General features: G+C 31.9%; 19 protein-coding genes and 2 pseudogenes. All 21 read right to left on the bottom strand.

The window, feature by feature from the left end; genetic code table 11:
- Positions 1-16: 16 nt before the first annotated feature.
- The 21 genes and pseudogenes from QI155_RS04565 to lnt all read right to left on the bottom strand — a co-directional run bounded on the left by QI155_RS04565 (position 17) and on the right by lnt (position 21,316).
- Positions 17-721: a FliA/WhiG family RNA polymerase sigma factor gene (locus tag QI155_RS04565; RefSeq protein WP_068860777.1), complete on the bottom strand. Its 705-nt coding sequence runs from the start codon at positions 719-721 to the stop codon at positions 17-19.
- A gap of 5 nt (positions 722-726) precedes the next feature.
- Positions 727-1,536, bottom strand: coding sequence for a MinD/ParA family protein (locus tag QI155_RS04570; RefSeq protein WP_254045463.1), 810 nt, complete (start codon positions 1,534-1,536; stop codon positions 727-729).
- Positions 1,526-2,542 carry a hypothetical protein gene (locus QI155_RS04575; RefSeq protein WP_068860781.1) on the bottom strand — a complete coding sequence of 339 codons (1,017 nt, stop codon included), beginning with the start codon at positions 2,540-2,542 and terminating at the stop codon, positions 1,526-1,528. The genes QI155_RS04570 and QI155_RS04575 overlap by 11 nt, the downstream gene beginning before the upstream one ends.
- A gap of 15 nt (positions 2,543-2,557) precedes the next feature.
- Positions 2,558-4,597, bottom strand: coding sequence for a flagellar biosynthesis protein FlhA (gene flhA / locus QI155_RS04580; protein WP_281321213.1), 2,040 nt, complete (start codon positions 4,595-4,597; stop codon positions 2,558-2,560).
- 5 nt (positions 4,598-4,602) lie between these two features.
- Positions 4,603-5,664 carry a flagellar biosynthesis protein FlhB gene (flhB, locus tag QI155_RS04585; RefSeq protein ID WP_068861702.1) on the bottom strand — a complete coding sequence of 354 codons (1,062 nt, stop codon included), beginning with the start codon at positions 5,662-5,664 and terminating at the stop codon, positions 4,603-4,605.
- A 3-nt stretch (positions 5,665-5,667) separates the two neighbouring features.
- Positions 5,668-6,399, bottom strand: a complete 732-nt coding sequence (locus QI155_RS04590; RefSeq protein WP_068861701.1) for a flagellar biosynthetic protein FliR — start codon at positions 6,397-6,399, stop codon at positions 5,668-5,670.
- Positions 6,400-6,401: 2 nt separating this feature from the next.
- Positions 6,402-6,671: a flagellar biosynthesis protein FliQ gene (gene fliQ, locus QI155_RS04595; protein WP_281321214.1), complete on the bottom strand. Its 270-nt coding sequence runs from the start codon at positions 6,669-6,671 to the stop codon at positions 6,402-6,404.
- Positions 6,668-7,282: pseudogene (gene fliP, locus QI155_RS11055) on the bottom strand (flagellar type III secretion system pore protein FliP); the annotation flags it as partial. The pseudogene fliP and the gene fliQ, both read right to left, overlap by 4 nt.
- A gap of 138 nt (positions 7,283-7,420) precedes the next feature.
- A pseudogene (locus tag QI155_RS11060) lies at positions 7,421-7,624 on the bottom strand (flagellar biosynthetic protein FliO); the annotation flags it as partial.
- Positions 7,625-7,686: 62 nt separating this feature from the next.
- Entirely contained in the window at positions 7,687-8,124 is a 438-nt protein-coding gene (gene fliN / locus QI155_RS04605; RefSeq protein WP_068861699.1) for a flagellar motor switch protein FliN, read from the bottom strand.
- A 3-nt stretch (positions 8,125-8,127) separates the two neighbouring features.
- Positions 8,128-9,093 carry a flagellar motor switch protein FliM gene (gene fliM / locus QI155_RS04610; protein WP_068861698.1) on the bottom strand — a complete coding sequence of 322 codons (966 nt, stop codon included), beginning with the start codon at positions 9,091-9,093 and terminating at the stop codon, positions 8,128-8,130.
- A 3-nt stretch (positions 9,094-9,096) separates the two neighbouring features.
- Positions 9,097-9,582 carry a flagellar basal body-associated protein FliL gene (locus QI155_RS04615; protein ID WP_068861697.1) on the bottom strand — a complete coding sequence of 162 codons (486 nt, stop codon included), beginning with the start codon at positions 9,580-9,582 and terminating at the stop codon, positions 9,097-9,099.
- Positions 9,583-9,961: 379 nt separating this feature from the next.
- Complete coding sequence (gene trpC, locus QI155_RS04620) at positions 9,962-10,765, bottom strand: indole-3-glycerol phosphate synthase TrpC (RefSeq protein ID WP_281321215.1); 804 nt, start codon at positions 10,763-10,765, stop codon at positions 9,962-9,964.
- On the bottom strand, positions 10,765-11,028 hold the full coding sequence (locus tag QI155_RS04625) for an EscU/YscU/HrcU family type III secretion system export apparatus switch protein (RefSeq protein WP_068861660.1): 264 nt from the start codon (positions 11,026-11,028) through the stop codon (positions 10,765-10,767). Before QI155_RS04625 ends, trpC begins: the two co-directional genes overlap by 1 nt.
- Positions 11,025-12,242 carry a hypothetical protein gene (locus tag QI155_RS04630; RefSeq protein WP_068861661.1) on the bottom strand — a complete coding sequence of 406 codons (1,218 nt, stop codon included), beginning with the start codon at positions 12,240-12,242 and terminating at the stop codon, positions 11,025-11,027. The genes QI155_RS04625 and QI155_RS04630 overlap by 4 nt, the downstream gene beginning before the upstream one ends.
- Positions 12,239-13,513, bottom strand: coding sequence for a serine--tRNA ligase (gene serS, locus QI155_RS04635; protein WP_068861662.1), 1,275 nt, complete (start codon positions 13,511-13,513; stop codon positions 12,239-12,241). The genes QI155_RS04630 and serS overlap by 4 nt, the downstream gene beginning before the upstream one ends.
- 66 nt (positions 13,514-13,579) lie before the next feature.
- The gene (gene gyrB / locus QI155_RS04640) at positions 13,580-15,823 is read right to left on the bottom strand and encodes a DNA topoisomerase (ATP-hydrolyzing) subunit B (RefSeq protein WP_281321216.1); all 2,244 of its coding nucleotides are present in this window, start codon (positions 15,821-15,823) and stop codon (positions 13,580-13,582) included.
- A 26-nt stretch (positions 15,824-15,849) separates the two neighbouring features.
- A complete protein-coding gene (dnaN, locus tag QI155_RS04645; RefSeq protein ID WP_281321217.1) occupies positions 15,850-16,956 on the bottom strand; it encodes a DNA polymerase III subunit beta in 1,107 nt (368 codons plus the stop codon).
- A 19-nt stretch (positions 16,957-16,975) separates the two neighbouring features.
- Positions 16,976-18,295, bottom strand: a complete 1,320-nt coding sequence (gene dnaA, locus QI155_RS04650) for a chromosomal replication initiator protein DnaA (RefSeq protein WP_281321218.1) — start codon at positions 18,293-18,295, stop codon at positions 16,976-16,978.
- 339 nt (positions 18,296-18,634) lie between these two features.
- Positions 18,635-19,748 (bottom strand): peptide chain release factor 2 gene (gene prfB / locus QI155_RS04655; protein ID WP_348650828.1). Its coding sequence is split into 2 segments (ribosomal slippage): positions 18,635-19,672 and positions 19,674-19,748, totalling 1,113 coding nucleotides; the frame shifts between segments, so codons are not numbered across the junction.
- The gene (lnt, locus tag QI155_RS04660; protein ID WP_281321219.1) at positions 19,727-21,316 is read right to left on the bottom strand and encodes an apolipoprotein N-acyltransferase; all 1,590 of its coding nucleotides are present in this window, start codon (positions 21,314-21,316) and stop codon (positions 19,727-19,729) included. The genes prfB and lnt overlap by 22 nt, the downstream gene beginning before the upstream one ends.
- Between the last annotated feature and the right edge of the window lie 18 nt (positions 21,317-21,334).

The following is a 21,334-nucleotide window of genomic DNA, read 5'->3' on the forward strand; positions in this document are numbered from 1 at the left end:
AAAATATTCTGTTTTTTCAGTTACTTTCAATAAAATTTTTTAATTTTATAAGAGCCTGTCCGTGGACCTGGCTTACTCTGGAAAGAGAAAGTCCTAAAACTTCTGCAATTTCTCGCATATTTAATTCGTCATAATAATAAAGTGAAATGACCAATTTTTCCTGTTCTGAAAGTCTTTCTATTGCCTTTGTGAGTTTTTCTTTAATCTCTCTTAATTTAATCTCTTCGAAAATATCATTTTTATCGGCAATTACATTTATAATGCTTAACTTGTCTCCATTTTTACTTTCAAGATAATCATCTAAGCTTACAATATCTGAGGCTTTAATGCTCTGATAAATTTCCTGTAATTGCCTATGAGAAATTTTTAAGAATGATGTAATTTCATCGTCTGTTGGTTCTATACCTTCATTTTTTAAATCTTTATATGCCCTTTTTACACCCTCAACTTTTTTACGGAATTCCTTTGAAAAAATATCTAAAGAACGAATTTCATCAAGTATAGCACCTCGTATTCTATAATCTATAAAAGAAGAGAGAGGAACATTAAAAGAAGGATTATATTTTATTAATGCTTCAAGAAGTCCCTTTATACCTGCAGAAATTAAATCATCCAAATCCAGAAAAGACTGCACAATATGATAATATCTTAAAGCATGATGCTTTATCTTTGGTAAAAATTGTTTTATAAGTCTTTCTTTTTCCTCCTCAGAATAAAACATTTACTTTATCCTGTAGTTAAAGCTTTTTTTAGAAAAAACTGCATTCCTCCTTTAAATAAGTTTACATCTCTTTTTAAAATCTCCTTTGCGATATCGGAGAGTTTTTTAGAAAAATCTGAAGTAGGAAATAGATTTACATAAGGTTTCTGTGAAACAATAGCATCTTTAATTTTTTCATCATAGGGAAGAAAACCAAGATAATCTAAACTTAAACCGAGAAATCTCTCTGTAACGAGAGAAATCTTTCTAAAGGTCTCTCTTGCCTCCTTAGGATTTTTTATATTGTTTATTACAATCCGAAAGTTTTTTTCGCCATACTCTTTATAAAGAACCTTTATCAATGCATAGGCATCGGCAATTGATGTAGGCTCGGATGTGACAATTATAATGTTGTCATGGGCAGCAGAACAGAAAAAGGTTACATTATCAGAAATTCCAGCGCCTGTATCTATTAGAAAAATATCGTAATTTTCATCGAGACTCTCAAGCTCCTGAATAATCTTAATTTTTTGCTCAAAAGTAAGTTGTGTAAGTTCTCTTATGCCAGAACTGGCAGGTATAATATCAATACCCTGTTCGGATTTGAAAATTATATCTTTTATATTCCTTTCTCCTGTAAGCAAATGTTTGATATTATACTTAGGGGCTACCCCAAACATAATATCAATGTTACTTAATCCTATATCGGCATCCATCAAAAGAACTCTTTTCTGCATTCCTCTAAAAATTAATGCAATATTGGTGACAAAGTTGGTCTTACCAACCCCTCCTTTCCCACTTGATACAGCAATTATTCTTGGTATATTAGTTTTCACAGACACCTCCTATAACAAAATTTGTTAATGCACGAGGAGGATAAATTTTAGGATTATCATAATAGTCTCCAGAAGTAATAAAACTTATTGGTTTTCCACTGTAAACAGCAATGTTATAGAGATTGCCGTAATTATGGGCTAAATCAATCTTTGAAAAGGCTATACAATCAATTTTTGACGAATCATTATTTCTTAAAACCCTAAGAGATGAACCTGCTGACATAGAGGCATCCATGAGAAGACATTTTTTTATTGGAACATCCTTCAATAAATCCTTTAACTCCGATAGACTGCTTATGTTTCCGTCTCCTGGAGTATCAATTAAAATCTTTGTTCTGTCAATATCTCTATGAATAATCTTATAAAGTTCTTTCAGATCCTTGACTATTTTAGCATCACATTTCAAAGACAGAGCTATTTGCTTTATATAAGCAACAGAACTTATTCTTTGATCAAGGGATAGAATCATAATTTTTTGATTTTTTGCTCTAATTGATTGTCCCAATTTAAATAATGTAGTTGTTTTCCCAACTCCTGGTAATCCAAAAAATACAAATCCTCTCTCATCTTCAAAATCCTTTTCTGCTTCTTTTATATTTTTTTCTATAACATTCCTTAATTCATTGATATCCGATACCTTTTCTAATAACATAAGGGCAAGATGAGGTTCTATGCCAATTTTTATCATAAAATTGTATAAACTTGCCTTTGAATTGTCATTCAATGATGGGAAAAGATGAGTAACACTTTCTCTTAATAAGGCAAGCTCAATTTTTATTTTTTCTAATTCCCTTTGAACTGTTTGATCTATATTTTGAATTGAAGGTATTGAAAAACCATTTTCTTGTGAGTCATCAAAGGCTGCTGTTATTTCAATCAAAGAATTGTTTGACAAAGGGTCTTTTTTTGTTATGCTTGAAATAATTACCGCATCAGGTCCTAATTCCTTTTTTACTGTTTCTAAAACTTCTTTGAAGCTTTTACCTTGAAACTTTTTTATTTTCATATATTACCTCCACGTTTATATTTTAATTGTAGCAAGCATATAAACTTTTACACCCTGTGATAGTTCTTGGGGAGAAAGAACTGGTAAAGAAGGTATGGTTCTTTCAACTGCCCTCTTTATAAATCTTCTTATTACTTGCGAACAAATGAGCACAGGTTGATACCCTTTTATAGTTGCTTCATCTGCTACTGTCTTTACCTTTTCAATAGCCTTCTCTAACACAATTGGATCTGGTGCAAAAATTGTGCCTTGAGGTGTACTCTGCAAAGATTCAATAAAGCTTCTTTCAAGGGAAGGATCGAATAAAATTGCAGAAATTGAACCGTCAGCATTCTGAACACTCTTTGTTATTCTTCTTGACAGTGCCTGTCTAACATATTCAGTTAAAATATCAGGGTCTTTGGTTACACTGGCATACTCTGCTAAGGTTTCAAGGATTGTCTGTAAATCTTTAATTGAAACTCTTTCTCTTAAAAGATTTTGAAGAACCTTTTGCACCTGTGAAAGTGTTAAAATATTTGGGATTAGATCATCAATAACTCTTGGATGGGTTTTTGCAAGATTATCAAGAAGTCTCTGAGTTTCCTGTTTACCAAGGAGTTCGTATCCGTAATTTTTCAAAATCTCTCTCAAATGGGTAACAATAACTGATGGTGCATCAACAACTGTAAATCCAAGCATCTGTGCCTTTGATAAATCCCTTTCTTCAATCCATAGGGAATCTACTCCGAAGGCAGGATCTTTTGCTGGAATTCCGTCAAATTCCTGGCCAAGACGAGCACCGATTGCAAGAAATCTTCCAGGGATTATCTCTGATGTGGCTATTTCAACTCCTTTAATTAAAATGCTGTATTGGGAAGGTTTCAGCATTAAATTATCCTTTATATGAATTGATGGAACTATATACCCCATCTCCATTGCAATCTGCTTTCTAAGGGAACGAATTCTTTCTACAAGAGAGCTTTCTCCTTCAACCAAAGGGATAAGGTTGTAACCTATTTCAAGGGAAATGGGATCAACTCTTAGAAGACTTTCAAGTTGAGCCTCCATTGTTATAGGTTTTTCTTCAGGGGGAGCTGGTGGAGGAGCCTCTTTTTCTTTTTTCTCTTTACTTATCATTAAGTAAGCTATCGCACCAGAGACAATGGCGATTATTATAAAGGGAAGATGGGGTAACCCTGGAATCAATCCAAGTAAAAGTAAAACTCCTGATGCTGTTGCAAGGGTTTTTGGATTTCGAAAAAGCTGATTAAGAATATCCTGTCCAAGATTTGACTCTGTTGCTGCTCTACTTACAACAATACCTGCTGCTGTTGATGTAATGAGAGCAGGCACCTGTGCTGCTAGTCCATCACCAATTGTAAGTATTACATAGGTCTGCACAGCATCTCCTATAGGCATTCCCTTCTGAAGCACTCCAATAAGTATTCCACCAATAATGTTTATAATCATGATAATTATTGCTGCAATTGCATCACCACGAATGAATTTACTGGCACCATCCATTGCTCCATAAAAATCTGCTTCTCTGCTTATTTCTTCCCTTCTTCGCCTTGCTTCTTTTTCATCAATAAGTCCTGCATTTAAGTCTGCATCAATACTCATCTGTTTACCAGGCATTGCATCAAGAGTAAAACGAGCTGAAACTTCAGCAATTCTTCCAGCACCCTTTGTAATTACTATGAAGTTTATTATTACAAGAATTAGAAAGACAATTAAACCAACTACAAAGTTTCCACTTACAACGAACTCTCCAAAGGCTTTAATAACTTTTCCTGCAGCTTCTGTTCCCATTTCTCCACGAGTTAAAATAAGTCGGGTAGAGGCAATATTTAGAGAAAGCCTCAGTAATGTGGCAATTAATAAAACCGATGGAAAAACTGAAAAATCAAGAGGTTTTCTTACGTAGGATGCAACAAGTATAATGAGAATTGAAAGTGTTATACTCATTGTAAGAGAAAGGTCAAGCATAAAAGGAGGAATGGGCACAATCATAAAAATAAGTATTAAAATTATTCCAACAGCAACTAAAACATCACTTCTTATGAAATTCATTATATTCATGCAATCTGCCTTCCTTTAAGCTTGTAAACAGTCGCTAAAATTGTTGCAACTGCTTTATAAAGTACCTCCGGTATTTCTCCTCCAATGGGAATTTTGTATAATGCCCTTGCAAGAGGTTTATTTTCATAAATTGGAACACCAGCAGCCCTTGCAATATCTTTAATTCTTTCAGCAAGAATATTTGCTCCCTTTGCAACTACCTGAGGTGCTGTCATGTTCTTAGAGTCATACTTTATACAAACAGCAATATGAAGAGGGTTTGTTATTACAACATCTGCCTTCGGAACTTCTTGCATCATTCTTTTACGAGCCATTTCTCTTTGAAGACTTCTTATTCTTGCTCTTACCATTGGTGAACCTTCTGTTTCCTTAAATTCTTCCTTTATCTCCTGCTTTGTCATTCTTAAATTTCTTTCATACTGCCATCTTTGATATGCAAAATCTATACCTGCAAAAACCGTAAGCATTATGAGACAAGCAAGAACAAGCTGATAAATCTTATGAAAGGACAATTCTGCAATAGCTTTAACATCCATATCTATGAGAAGGGGCAAAATATTGACATCCTTTTTTAAGACAAAATATATTACAAAGCCTAAAGCTATCAATTTCAGGATACCCTTTACTGTCTCAAAAAGAGCATTGAGTGAAAACATTCTTTTTATACCTTTAATTGGACTTATTTTTGAAATATCAGGAACTAAAGGAGCCCCAGTAAAAAGAAAACCTGTCTGAATAAAATGGACAAGTAATACACTAAAAAGAAGAACTCCACCAATTGGAGCAAAGAGGATAAAAAACCATTTTACTTCATCCTTTATTATTGTAAGAATAGCACCACTTATAAATTCTGGATTTTTAACTCTTGTAAAAGCCTCTTTCATATGTTGCATTATAGAAATTAAAAAAGTACCATAGAAAACAAAATAAAGAAAAATCATCCATGTGCCAATGATCCCTGTAAGCTCCCTGCTTCGAGGAACTTCACCTTTCTGACGAGCTTTTTCACGCCTTCGCGGGGTAGCCTGTTCTGTTCGTTCTTGTAGTTCTTCTGGCATATCCTACCTTAGTAAAATCAACAGAGAATCTTTAAGATTTATAAAAGCTCTTGATAGAACCATTGTAAAAATAGGAACGCTCAGCCACATAACTGCAATTCCTGTTGCAAGTAATAAAGGAAAGCCCACAAAAAAAACATTTGCCTGCGGCATAATTCTTGATAAAAATCCAAGTCCTATATTCATCAATACCTGAACAAGGAGGACCGGAGCTGAAAGCTTTAGTGCTAAAGGAAACAAAAGATAGGATAGTTCTATAACATTACCAGCAAAAGAGAATTTTGCAGGTGACTGAAAGGTTTTAACCATAATCTCAATAAGACTTAGATGTAAATCAAGAGAGAAAAACAGGGCAATTGTAAACATCTCATAAAAAACAGTAAGGGGACCCATAAGCTCACCAAACTGAGGATTAAAAATATTAGCAACAGCAAAGCCTATCTGCATACTCATCCATTGAGAGGCTGTCTCAACAGCAGCGATTATAATTCTTATCATTAATCCAATCGCCAATCCAAAGACTACAGCATTCAAAAGAGAAATAAAAAAATCTTCTTCCCTTTGAGGAACAAAGGGCATTATTGCAAGAGATACAGAAAGAGCAAAAAAGAATCTAAACATTATTGGAACAGTTCTGCTTCCAATGTATGGAAGAAAAAAAAGAATAATAGAAACTCTGATAAAAACAGGAATAAACTTATAAATTTGTGTTGTAAGAAGCCCTAAGTATTCCATAACTACTTAACATACAAGGGAAGGTTTTCAAAAATTCCCCTTGTAAACTTTGTCATTATATTGACCATCCAAGGGATTGTAAGAAATAATGTCAAAAATATTGCAATAATTTTTGGCACAAAGCTTATTGTCATTTCCTGTAGCTGGGTTATTGCCTGAAATAGACCTATAATAAGACCTACAAGAAGGCTTACAAAAAGCACAGGACCACCAACTAAAAGGATTGTTTCAAAGGTTTGCTTTGATATGTAGTTTAAAAGTTCTACTGTCATCGGAATCCTCCTGCAAGGGAGCCAATTATTAACTGCCATCCATCAACTAAAACAAACAGTAAAAGCTTAAAAGGCATTGATATCATTACCGGTGGTACCATAAACATTCCCATTGATAGCAATATACTTGCCACAACAATATCAATAACAAGAAAGGGAAGAAAGATTAAAAATCCTATTTCAAAGGCTCTTTTAAGCTCACCAAGTGCAAAGGCAGGAACAACAATCTTCATTGGTAAATCCATTGGAGTAGCTGGTTTTACTTCGGTTTTTGAAAGCTTAAGAAATAATGCCAAATCTTTTTCTCTTGTTTGTTTCAACATAAACTCTTTAAAAGGGACTGATGCTCTATTTATTGCTTCTTCCATATTTATCTCTTTTTTTGAAAAAGGAACATAGGCTTCTTTGTAAACTCTGTCAATAGTTGGAGACATTATAAACAGGGTAAGAAAAAGTGCAAGACCTATTATTACCTGATTAGGTGGGACAGCAGGTGTTCCGAGTGCTTGTCTGAGAAGGGATAAAACTATTACAATTCTTGTAAAAGAAGTCATCATAATCAGAATGGCAGGTAAAAAACTTAGCAGTGTAATAAATACCAGAATATCAATTGCAGAGGAAAAACCAAAAAATCCTCCTCCAGCCTGTGGTTGAGGTGCTGCAAAAGATAAAGCAGGAGTAAGAAGCAAGCAAAAACAATATAAACCACCCTTAAAAATTTTATGCCAGAAGGTCTTTCTTTCTTCTGTCTTTTCCTCAAAAATTGCTTTAATTTTTGCGGAGTCAAGTTTACTTATAAGATTAATTCCGTTTTCTGATATTCCTACAAGAAGGTATTCATCAAAGGCTTTTACAACACCTATTCCCTTTTTATATCCAATTGGTTGGTAATAAATAATTTGAATAAAGCCCTTACCAGGGTTTATTTTGCTTTTCATAACTCGCAAAACCATATAAAGGGCTACAATAATGAAAAGCAAAGATAATATTACCTTAAAATACTCCACCTTTCACCTCATCCAAGCTGTTTTACTCTTTCTTGGGGGCTTATAATGTCAGTGATTCTGATTCCAAATTTTTCATTAACCACAACAACCTCACCTCTTCCAATAAGCTTTCCATTAACATAAACTTCCATTGGTTCACCAGCAAGTTTGTCAAGAGCCACAACAGAACCCTGTGTTAATTGAAGAAGTTCTTGAACAAGAATTTTTGTCCTTCCTATGAGTACCGTCATTTCAAGGGGTATATCGAGAATAAAATCTATATCCCTTAACTTATGTTTTTCCGTAGCAGGTGTGAATTCATCTATCTGAGGAGTCTTTACTTCTTTTTGCTCTTTCATTGCCTTTTCCATTTCAAGAGCCTTTGCCATATCAAGCTCTTCTTCAGATAATTCTTCTGTATTTATATCTTCCTGAATATGTTGCTCTTGAATTTCTCTTTCTTCCATTTTTTATGCCTCCTCTGTAATTTTTATTGCGTAATTTCCTTTAAAAGTCCCTAATTTACCTTTAAATTTAGGAATACCTTCAACAAGCAAATCAATATCTTCATCAATTCTTCTTTGAAGGGTAATAACATCTCCTGTTTTTAGGTCTAATAATGTTTTAAAGTCTATTGTTACCTTACCTAAAACTCCTTCTATCAATATCGGTGCTTGTTTAATTTGTGCTTTGATACGACCTATCCATTTCATATCCATCTCATCTCTATCAGCCAAAAAGGCGCTATAAAGTTTATCCTTTATAGGTTCTACAGAGGAATAGGGAATGCATACCATAATTCTACATTCTCTTGTTTCAATTTCAAGTATGAATTCTATTTCTATTACTACATCCACTGGAGTAACTATGGTAACAAATTGGGGATTCATTTCTGTTCTGACATACTGAGGCTTAATTGGGAAAACAGGCTTCCATGCTTCTTCCATACTTTCAAGAAACATCATGACAACTTTATGAATTATTCTTTGTTCAATTGGAGTAAACTCTCTTCCTTCTGGTTTATAATAACCTTTACCTGTCCCGCCAAAATAAAACTCAATGAGAGTAAATATCATAGGAGCATCAAATACAACAAGGCTAAAACCTCTTAAAGGTTCAAGTCTTATAATATTCAAACTTGAAGGAAAAGGAACTGAACGTAAGAAATCATAAAATTTAGTAATATTAACATTAACATTAACTACATCTACAATCTTTCTTATATCTGAAGCAAGGCTTATTCTGAAACTTCTCGCAAGACGCTCATTAATAATATCCAAAGAAGGCATTTTGCCACGGACAATCTTTTCCTGAGAAGTAAAATCATAGGGACGTATTCCTGAAGGTGCCTCAGCAGTTTCTGTTTCTACTTCTCCACCTTCTATTCCTCTAAGAAGGGCATCAATTTCATCTTGTGATAGAATTTCTTCTGCCATGGCTTATTGCATCACAAAATCAGTTAAATAAACATTTAAAACCGTGCCTTCGCCAAGAATCTGATTTGCTCTCTGTTTAATCTCATCTTTAAGCATAATTTTACCTTCTGCTGATATCAACTCTTCTGAGGTTTTATTTGTTATTAAAGTAATTATGGCATCTCTTAGCTGAGGGGTTTTATTTTTAGCTTTCTCCATTAATTTTGCATCGGAAAGCTCTAATTGAATAGAAACTTTTAGATATTTTGAACCACCACTATCCATTAAATTTACAACAAAGGGTTCAAAAGCAAAATTTACTCCCGATGCTTCTTTTGTAGCTTCCTTTTTATCTCCTTCTTTACCTTTACTAAAAACAAAGAAATAGGCTCCTGCTGCACCTGCTAAGAAAACCACAACCGCTATGATAATGATTAAAAACTTACTCTTTTTCTTTTTAGGTTCTTCTTGAGGGGTTTCAACATCTTTTTCAACTTTTTCTTTTGCCATAAAAGATTACCTCCTATTACGATATTTTTCTAAATTTAAAACATTTAGCATACTTTATGCCAGAATATCTATAATCCTGAAATTGCCGATAAAAGAAAGGCAGTGCCTCCCTGTTTTGTCATTCTGACCCTGAAACGTAAGCGAAGGGGAAAATCTCTTCCGCTTTCCGTCATTCTGTCTCTCCTTTCCGTCATTCTGAGCGACAGCGAAGAATCCCCTACTCTTTTAAAGGAATGAGGTCCTTTGCTTTCGGCTCATGTTGACAGAAAAAACATTAGCATCTCTGATTATTTATCCCTGTAATAAAGATTCCATTTAAGAGTGACAAAAATTTTATAAAATTGACAGTTTTTTGACAATTTAAACTTTTTAAAACAGTCTAATTATAAATCTTAAGTTCCTTAATTTTCTGATCTGGATTTTCTGATAAAACTATAGAAGTTCCTACTAATATGGCATCTATACCAAATTGAAGGAGTTTTTGTACATGCTCTCTTTTACTGATTCCGCTTTCACTTACAACTATTTTGTCCTCTGGAATTAATTTTTTTAATTTGAAAGTATTATCTAAATCTATCTGCATAGTTTTCAAATTTCTATTGTTTATTCCAATAATTGAAACTCCTATATTTAATGCTTTTTCAAGGTCTTCTATATCATGAACTTCAAACAGTACATCCATTCCCAACTCCTTTGAAAGTTCAAACAATGCTCTTGCTTTATCAAGCGTAAGGATTGCTCCTATTAAAAGTAAAGCATCTGCATGAAGAGCTTTAGTTTCATAAACCTGATACTCATCAATGATAAAATCTTTTCTTAATAATGGTATTTGAGGATGTCTTTTTTTTACAACTTCAATATAATTTGGAGAACCAAGAAAAAAATCTTCTTCTGTAATTATTGAAATAGCATCTACACCAGAGGAAACATAAATATCAGACATCTTTTCAATATTAAATTCTTTCAATAGACCCTTTATTGGAGATGCCTTTTTTAATTCAGCAATAATCTTAATTGGCTCATTAAATTGTCTTTTTATTGCCTTTGAAAATTTTGTAGTGTCTCTGTTACCCTTATCAGATATAGATGAAATAATTTTTTTTAAATCTCCTACAGGGGTTCTTTTTTTGCTTTCTTCAATTCTTAATTTTTTCCTTTCCACAATCCTTTCCAAAATATCCATTACTTTACCTTACCTTTGAGCTTATAAACAAAAACAAGTATTTCAGCAACTGCTTTATATAACTCTATAGGAATCTCCTCATAAATATCAAGTTTAGAAAGTATCTCTACCAAAGCTTCATCCTCTTTCAATGGAACTCCATGCTGTTTTGCCAGTTGAATTATTTTATCGGCAATATATCCTCTTCCCTTTGCTACAACCTTTGGAGCATTATCTGCTGCTTCATATTTTATTGCTACTGCTTTTTTACTCTCATCCATCATACAGTCACGCTAATTAATCCTTCTTTTATATTCCATTGTTTTATAAGTTCTTCAATCTTTGTAACATAATTTATTCCACCGATATTCATGCCTCTTTTACGAAAACTATTCTTTAATTCATTTTCATAATTTTTTATCAAATCTAACATCTCTGAAGATCCAGAAAAACTGATATAAAAATTTTTGCTTATCATTGTTACAATAAAGGATAGAAAAGAGTTTTCTTTTATTTTCAAACTTATAAAAACAGTATGATAATCCTTTCCCTGTCTTTTAAAGGATTTAAAAGAAATATTTCCTCCTTCTATCTCATTCCACACAATTGGAAGAAATGTAAAAAAGCTCTGATAGGTCTTTGAGAGAACCTGATAGGTTTCTATATGTCTTAAAATATGCTGAGCTTTATCATTTATATCTTTTATACCTTCTGCCTTTGCTTGATCAATAATATTTTTAATTATCGATTTTAAATCTTCTCTAAGGTTTTCAAATCTTGAAAGGTCTGAAAGGGCATGCTTAAGTTTAGCTTCAAAATTTACACCAGAATTTAAAAGTGCCTGTTTGAGTTTTTCCTGAGTTAAATCGGTATTATCTATAATGAGACTTTTTAATTGATTTATCTGCTCTTTAAAAATACCTTTTTCCTCTAAAATTTTTATTAAATCATTGATTAATGTAGTTGTTTTGGTATTTGTAAGAATAAGTTTTGATATCTTTTCCATTAAAGAATCCTTAATTGTATCTAAAAGATTTTCTGTTGGCAAATTTAAAAGATGCCTTATAATTTGCTCAATCTTTTCATTATTTAGAAAACCTGATATATCAGTCCTTTGATTAACTAAGAGATTTTCCTTTGAACCCATAACTGTTTCTATAAGTTTAAGAATTTCATCATAGATTATTTGTTGCTGTAAAAGGGATTTTTTCTGATATTCAACGGTTTCAGAAGAAGAAAGAACTCTCAATGGAATTGTACCATCTTGAAGAGGTTTTTCAACTTTTACATAAATAGTTTCACCTTTATTTAAAGGAAGTTCTCTCTGAGGCTGAGCATTAAGAATTCTATTGTTAATCCTTATCTGAATTGTACCTGTAGGGAAAATATCCATTATTTCAGCAGTTAAAATCTCACCAATTACCAATTTAATTGGTTCTGCCTGTTTCCCTTTAAATATGTGGATAACACCTGAGGAATCAATTATAGGCTGAATCATCTTATTATATCTATACCCATATAGGGTCTTAAAGCCTCAGGGACAATGACTGACCCATCCCTTTGCTGATAATTCTCCAAAATTGCAACAACAGTTCTTCCAATTGCTAACCCAGAACCATTAAGAGTATGAACAAAGTCGGTTCCTTTTTTTTCTCTTCTACGAAATCTTATATTTGCTCTTCTTGCCTGAAAATCCTCAAAATTTGAACAAGAAGAAATTTCTCTATATCGTTTTTGTCCAGGAAGCCATACTTCAATATCATATGTTTTTGCAGAAGAAAAACCCAAATCTCCTGTACAAAGAACAATAACCCTGTAATGAAGACCTAAACGTTGTAGAACCTCTTCTGCATCCTTTGTAAGAGATTCTAATTCTTCATAGGAGTCTTCTGGTTTTACAAATTTAACAAGTTCAACTTTATTGAATTGATGCTGTCTAATTAGTCCTCTTACATCTTTTCCATGGGAACCTGCTTCTTTACGAAAACAGGGTGTGTATGAAACATAATAAATTGGCAGATCATCTTCTGATAAGATTTCATTTCTATGAAGATTTGTTACAGGAACCTCTGCAGTAGGAATCAGATAATACTCTGGTTCTTCTATTTTAAATAAATCTTCTTCAAATTTAGGAAGCTGACCTGTTCCAATCATTGAATCTTTATTTACAAGAAGTGGTGGAAAAACTTCTATGTATCCTCTACTAATATGTAAATCCAGCATAAAATTTATAAGGGCTCTTTCAAGACGAGCACCTGCACCTTTCATTACAGCAAATCTGCTTCCTGCAATCTTCCCTGCTCTTTCAAAATCTATTAATCCAAGAATCTCTCCAATATCCCAATGATTGAGAGGTTCAAAATCAAATTCAGGGGGTACTCCCCATCTTCTTATCTCTACATTTTCTGTTTCATCTTTTCCAACTGGTACTGTATTATGGGGTAAATTAGGAATATAAAGAAGAAAATTCTGTACTTTATCTTCAATTGTTCTTAATTTACTTTCAAGAACATTTATTTCATCACCTAATTGACGCATTTCAGAAATTAGTCTTTCCAATTCTGGAGAGTCAGGTTTTAATTTTTTTAGTTTTGCTATCTCTTGAGATACAGCATTTCTTATGGCTCTTTTATTCTCAATTTCTCTTAGCAATTTTAGTCTTTCTTCTTCCATAGATAGGAAGCTATCAAAATCTATGTTATATCCTCTCTTTTTAAGTGCTTCCTTTACTTTCTCAGGATTTTCTCTTACAAATTTTATATCAAGCATTATTCAAACTCCTTTAATTTTCATGATTAAGCCTAAGACAGCCTTTCCTAAATCAGGATTCTTAGATTAAATATCAAGATTTCTTACCTCAAGGGCATGTTTTACAATAAAATCTTTTCTTGGCTCTACTTCATCTCCCATGAGCACTGTAAATATTTCATTTGCCTTCTCAGCATCTTCAACTGTAACCTGAAGTAGGGTTCTTTTCTGAGGATCCATAGTGGTTTCCCAAAGTTGATCTGGATTCATCTCACCAAGTCCTTTATATCTCTGAATTGTAAGTCCCTTTTTCACAGTTTCCATAATTTTTGTATAAAGCTCCCACAAAGACTTGCTTTTTATGCTATCACTTTTTATCTGCAAACAAAAATCAGCATTACTTTTTATCTCGTTAAAAAGCATAATTTTGTCATAAATTTCCTTAAGAAGTCCGAAATCTTTCCAGTTTGCCTTTAAACTCTCTTGATTATCGATATTTAAAATTTTTTCTATGTAAGAGGCAGAAAAACCCTTTCTTTCGAAAGCTTCAATAATACGACCATATTCAAAAATAAGCATTAAAATCTCTTTTTTTATCTCTCTTTGTCTTTCTTGCTCAACTGATATTAGAGAGACTTCTTCAATTGCTATGTCGATCAAAAATTTATAAAATTCCTCCTCTGTTTGGATATATCTTTCCCATTTACCTCTTTTTATTCTGTAAAGAGGAGGTTGAGCTATATAAAGATAGCCTTGTTCAATTAAAGGAAGCATCTGTCTGTAAAAAAAGGTTAAAAGAAGGGTTCTTATATGAGCACCATCAACATCAGCATCAGTCATCAGTATAATTTTATGGTATCTTACAGAATTTAATTCAAAATTTTCCTTTCCTATTCCTCCTCCAATTGCTGTAATTAGAGTCTTTATCTCCTCTGAGGTAAGCATTTTATCAATACGAGCCTTTTCAACGTTTAAAATCTTACCCCGAAGAGGTAGAACAGCCTGAGTGCGTCTGTCTCTTGCCTGTTTAGCTGAACCACCTGCAGAGTCTCCTTCTACAATGAATAGTTCTGATTGAGAGGGATCTTTTTCAGTACAATCAGCAAGTTTGCCAGGGAGGGTAGTATCCTCAAGTATTCCCTTTCTTCTAGTAAGCTCCTTTGCTTTTTTAGCTGCTTCACGAGCACGGGCTGCGTCTTTTGCTTTTTCAATAATTTTCTTTGCATAATTAGGATTTTCCTCAAGCCATCTGCTAAGTCCCTCATTTAGAATTGTCTCAACAATACCCTTAACCTCGCTATTTCCGAGTTTCATCTTTGTTTGTCCTTCAAACTGAGGTTCAGGCACTTTAACGCTAATAACTGCAACTATCCCTTCTCTTACATCTTCTCCTGAAAGAATTTCTTTTCCTTCTTTTAAAAGACCTGATTCCAAGCTGTAACTATTTAAAGTTCTGGTAAGAGCTGATTTAAAACCAACTAAATGAGTTCCTCCTTCACGGGTGTTTATGTTATTTACAAAAGTCAAAATCTCCTCTGAGTAACCCTCATTGTATTGAATAGCTATTTCAACTATTACTCCATCTTTTTTCCCAGATACAAAAATAGGTTTTGGATTAATTACTTTTTTATTTTTGTTCATATCTTCTACAAATGATACAATTCCACCCTCTGCAAAAAACTCAATTAAATTTCCAGTATTTTCATCAAATAGAGTTATTTTCAAGCCTTTATTAAGATAGGCAAGTTCCTTAAATCTCTGAGAAAGAATATCCTTTGAAAATTCTGTAACTTCAAAAATTTCACTGTCTGGTTTAAATCTAACCTTTGTTCCTGTTTCTTTTGTTTCACCTACTCTCTGAACATCGGTAATTGGCTCACCACGAGAATATCTCTGACGAACAACTTTACCATCCCTTTTAACTTCTACCTCTAACCATTCAGAAAGGGCATTTACAACACTCAAACCAACTCCATGAAGTCCTCCAGATACTTTGTATGCCTTAGACTCAAATTTTCCTCCTGCGTGTAATTCTGTAAGTACTATCTCTAAGGCAGTCCTTCCTGCAGGATCATCGGGATGTTTATCAATAGGAATACCTCTACCATTGTCTGATACTTCACAGCTGCCATCTTTACATAGTGTTATGTCAATTTTTGTGCAAAATCCTGCTAATGCTTCATCTACAGAGTTGTCGACCACCTCATAGACAAGATGATGCAAACCCTCAACTCCTGTAGAACCAATATACATAGCTGGTCTTGTTCGAACACCTTCTAATCCCTTTAAAATTTTGATATCTTCAGCCTTATATGTTTCCTCTTTATTCACAACTACACTCCTTCACTTTGTCATTTCTATAATCTTAAAGGCATAACAATACTTTCATATTTATATAATCCTTTATCTTCTCCATCGGTAATATAAACTGCCTTATCTGGTTCACTCAGGGTTATCTTTGCTCTGTCTGAAGAAATTTCACTAAGTGCTTCAATCAGATATCTGGCATTAAAACCGATTTGAATTGGATTTGATTGATAATCTATTGTTAATTCATCCTTTGCCTCTCCTAATTCAGGATCAGAAGATGAAATAATTACTAAATCCTCTAAAAAATCCATTTTAACTGCATTTTGTCGTTCTTTACTTATAACTGAAACTCTTTTAAGAGAGGATATCATTAATTTTTTATCTACTATAGCAACTTTGTCATTATGTTTAGGAATTACTATCTCATAATCTGGATAGCTACCTTCTATCATTCTTGTAAGAAAAACTATGCTATCCATTTTAAACATTACATGAGTTTTTCCTATTTCAAAAACAACCTCTTCTGAATCGGCTATAAATTTCTTTAACTCAGCCAATGATTTTTTTGAAAGGATAACTTTCTTTTCATCTACAGAACCTATCCCTTCTAAAGAGGCTTTAAAAAGAGCTAATCGGTGTCCATCAGTGCCTACAACCCTGAAATCATTTAAATTTTTAAAATGAAAAAGCAATCCGTTTAAGGCATATCTTGCATCAGCCTCTCCCGCAGCATATAAGGTTTTATCAATGGCTGTCAGTAAAAAATCTCTTGATAATCTTATCTTTGTTGATTGTCCAATTTGAGGCCAAACAGGAAATTCGTCAGCACTTAAGGTAGCAAGCCTGTAATTTGTTCTTCCGCTTTGAATTAATAACCAGTTTTCCATTACTTTAAGTTCAATTTCATCGTCTAATTCTTTGACAATCTCATAAAATTTTCTTGCAGGAATACAGATTTTTCCTGGAGAAAATACCTCAATTTCTAATGGTTGTTTTACTGCTGTTTCAAGGTCTGTGGCTAATATATAACTTGAATTTTCTTCTGCTTCCATTAAAAAATGATTTAATACTGGCATTATCCCCTTTTTCTCAACAATATTTTGAATTTTCGAAAGCTTCTCCTGTATTGTTTCTTTTTTAACTTTTACATGCATTATGCTTTCCTCCTTTATCTTATTTATTTTCTTGAAGTTTTCTTATAATCGAATCAATTAACCGACATAAATTTTCGTCTTTTTCCTTCTCTTTTTCAATCTGCTTGCAAGCATAAATGACTGTTGCATGGTCCTTTCCACCAAAGGCATTGCCTATCTCAGATAAAGAAAGATTCGTCAACTTCTTTGTAATATACATTGCTAATTTTCTTGCATTTGAAATTTCCTTTGTACGTTTTTTTGATTTAATATCTTGCATTTTAATTCCTAAGCTTTCACAAACTGTTTTTTGAATTATTTCTATTGTTATCGGTTTATTTTCATCAGGTAATAAATCTTTAAGAACTTGTTTTGCTATTTCAAGAGTTATGGGGACTTTTGTTAAGGAAATATAGGCACAAAGTTTTATTAAAGAACCTTCAAGTTCTCTAACATTTGACTTAACACGGGAAGCTATGAAATAGGCGACATCCTCTGGAAGCACTATGCCTTCTCTTTCAGCTTTTTTATATAGAATAGCTAATCTTGTCTCAATTTCTGGTGGTTGAATATCGGCAATTAACCCCATTCCAAATCTTGAACGAAGCCTATCTGTAATATCCGAAATCTCCATAGGCGGTCTATCACTTGAGATAACTATTTGTTTTTGCTTACTGTATAATTCATTAAAGGTATGAAAGAATTCTTCCTGGGTAGAGTCTTTTCCTGCAATAAACTGAATATCATCAACAAGAAAAATATCTACTGTTCTGTATTTCTGCCGAAATTCAGGCATTTTTTCATGTCTAATTGCTGAAACAAATTCGCCAGTAAATTGTTCTGAAGAAATATAACAAACATTTAAATCTGGATTTTTATCTAAAATAAAATTACCAATTGCATTAATAAGATGAGTTTTTCCCAAACCAACACCCCCATATATAAAAAGAGGATTATATGAAAATCCAGGGTTTTCTGCCACCCTTAGGGACGCAGCATGGGCAAACTGATTAGAAGGACCGACTACAAAAGTATCAAAGGTATATTTAGGATTTAAATTACCTCGTTTAACTTGTTTAATTTTCTCATCTATGGTTAATTGTTCAGGTTCTTTTCCACTTATAATATAGTTTATTTCATAATTATTTCCAGTAACCTGATGGAATGCTTCTTTTATAAGGGATGGGAAATTATCCTCTATCCAGTCTTTAAAAAATCTATTTGGAACTTCAATAAAAATTTCAGAATTTTTTATATTTAAAAATTTTATAGGAGAAAACCATAAATCAAAGGTTGGCTCTCCTACCTTTTGTAAAAGTATCTCTAAAATTTTTTGCCAAATTTTATTTAATTCATTCATTTTTCAACAACTTTTTAACATTTGTTAAAAACTTTATTGTTAAAATACTGTTAAATCTAAAAATTCTTATTTTTCAATAAGATACAAATAAAGCATTATTTTTTAACATACTCATTATATCTTATAATTAACAAACTGAGCAATAAATTGTTAAAAACTTGTAAATATAATCCTATCAATTTAACATTCAAAAAATAAAAATAAGAAAAAATGTAAAAATTGTTTAAAAATATAAAAATTTATTCACATTCTAAATAATTGTAATCAAAATAAAAATCAACATTTAAACAGAACAGCTTATAACAAAAACTACTACTTAAAATAAAAAATAAAAAAAACTTAAGATGATACTGCAAACTTTTTTAAATAAGCTTCAATAAATATATCTATATCTCCATCTAAAACCTGATCTACATTATAAACTTCTAAATCAGTTCGATGGTCTTTAATTAATCTGTAGGGATGAAGAATATAAGATCTAATCTGATTTCCCCAGGAAATATTTTTTTTATCTCCTGTTAAAGCTTTCATTTTCTCTTCCTTTTCCTTCTGCATTAAATTGTAAAGTTTTGACTTCAAAATTTTCATAGCGAGTTCTTTATTTCTATGTTGAGACCTCTCAGTTTGACAACTAACAAAAATTCCTGTAGGAATATGAACTATTCTAACAGCAGAAGATACTTTATTTACATGCTGTCCTCCTGCTCCAGAGGCTCTAAAAGTATCTATTCTTAAATCATCTTCTTTTATATCAATCTGGATATTATCCTCTATTTCAGGACAAACATGAACAGCTGCAAAAGAAGTATGTCTTCTTTTATTTGCATCAAAGGGAGATATTCTTACAAGTCTATGAACACCAACTTCAGCTTTTAAATATCCATAAGCAAAAGGTCCTTCTACAGTAAATGTTACATCTTTAATCCCTGCTTCTTCACCTGTTTGTAAATCAATGATTTGAACTTTAAAACCCTTTTTCTCAGCCCATCTTAAATACATACGCATAAGAATTTCAGCCCAGTCCTGACTTTCAGTTCCACCTGCTCCAGGATGAATTGATACTATAGCATTATTTATATCATGTTGCCCTTTTAATAAAAGTTTTATTTCAAGATTATCAATCTGAGACCTTATATTTTCTATATCTTTTTCTAAATCCTTTAAAAGTAAATAACCCTCTTCTTCAGATTCAGCAATAGTTAAGGCTTCCTCAAGGTCTAAAACTCTCTTCGTTATATTTTCAATAGGTTCTATTGTTTCTAAAAGTCTATTTTTTTCTTTTTGAATCTCCTTTATTTTATCTAAATTCTTCCAAACTTCTTCTTTAAGAAGTTCTTTTTCTATTTCTTCAATCCTATTTTTTAATTTATCAAATTCAAAGACAATCTCTTAAAGAAAAAACCTTTTCTTTAATTTCTCTTAAAAAAACTTTTAAATCCTCAGATGTAACCATTTTTTACCTCCAAAATTTATATTTCCTATTAAAAATATCAAAGAAAATACTATACAAATATATGCAAATATATCACCATACTTTGTATAAAAACTAATTTTATTATTTATTTGAATATCACTTACAAAATATTTTCTCTCAAATAAATTTGTTTTATTAATAATCCTACCACTACTATCAATAAAACCAGAAATACCAGAGTTAGCAGATCTTATTAAAGGTTTTCTGTTTTCAATTGCTCTAAATACAGCTATTGAAAAATGTTGATAAGGTCCTGCTGTGTTTCCAAACCAGCCATCATTTGTAATATTTACAATAAAATTTCCACCTTTATTGTAAAATTTTCTAACCTGCCCTGGGAAAATAATTTCGTAACATATTAAAGTTGCAAACTTTCCAAAGGGAGTAATTGCTACATTATAACTACTACCGGGTTGATAATCGCCTATGCCCACTGTTAATTTATCAATAAAAAATAAAATTTTTCTTAGAGGAACATATTCTCCAAAGGGAACTAAATGTATTTTATCATAATAATAGGCAACTGTTCCATTTGGATCAATTAAAATAGCGCTATTCGTATATTTATCTTTTTGTCTTTCCATTATACTTCCAAAAAGTAAATATACATTTTGTTCTTTAACAAATTTTATTAAATCTTCTGTTAAATATCGATTTTTTTCAAAAATAAAAGGAATTGCTGTTTCAGGCCAGACAATAAGTTTAGGATTATATGCATTTGCTTTTACTGTAAGATTTTTATAAATATTTAAAATTTCATTAATTTTATTAAAATCCCACTTTTCATTTTGGGGGATACTTCCTTGGATTACAGCTACTCGGAATTTATTATTATTTTCATAAGAATCTAATCTATTTAAACCATAAACTATACATAAGACAAAAATTGTAATAACTAAAATAGTGCTACTTATAATTGAATAATAGGGTAAAAGGGGATACAGAGTTTTCTTTTTTCTAAAAATCCAAAAATCAAAAATAAAACAATTAAAAAGCACGATAAGGTAAGACAATCCATATATTCCAGTAATATCAACAATTTGAGCTATTATTAAAAATTTATACTGACTATATCCTAATAATGCCCATGGGAAACCTGTTAAAAAATAGGTTCTTAAAACTTCTAAGCTAACCCAGATAAAAGGTGCATACAATGATGTGGGTAAATTATTTCTGAGTAAATTCTTATATATTAATGAGAATAAAGCAGGATATAAAGCTAAATATAGAGATAAAAGAATAACTATGATATAACTTAAAAAAAGAGGAACTGATCCATAATAATAAAGGGAGTGGTATATCCAATAAACATTTCCTAAAAAATAAAAAAATCCAAAAATCAAACCACCTTTAAAAACAGTTTTATAATCTGGTGCATTGTAGAGAAATAAAAATAAAGGTAAAAGAGAAACCCAAGCAAAGAAAAATAAATCAAAGGGAGCAAAACTTAGTATTAATAAAATGGATGATAAAAAACATAAAAAGTATTTTTTTATAGAAAACAATATATATTTTTTTATATCTTCTATAAAAGTTGGTAATAACATCAGATATTTATGTTATCA

It is taken from the genome of Thermodesulfovibrio sp. 1176, from assembly GCF_029946585.1.
In the GTDB taxonomy this organism is placed as follows: Bacteria; Nitrospirota; Thermodesulfovibrionia; order Thermodesulfovibrionales; family Thermodesulfovibrionaceae; genus Thermodesulfovibrio.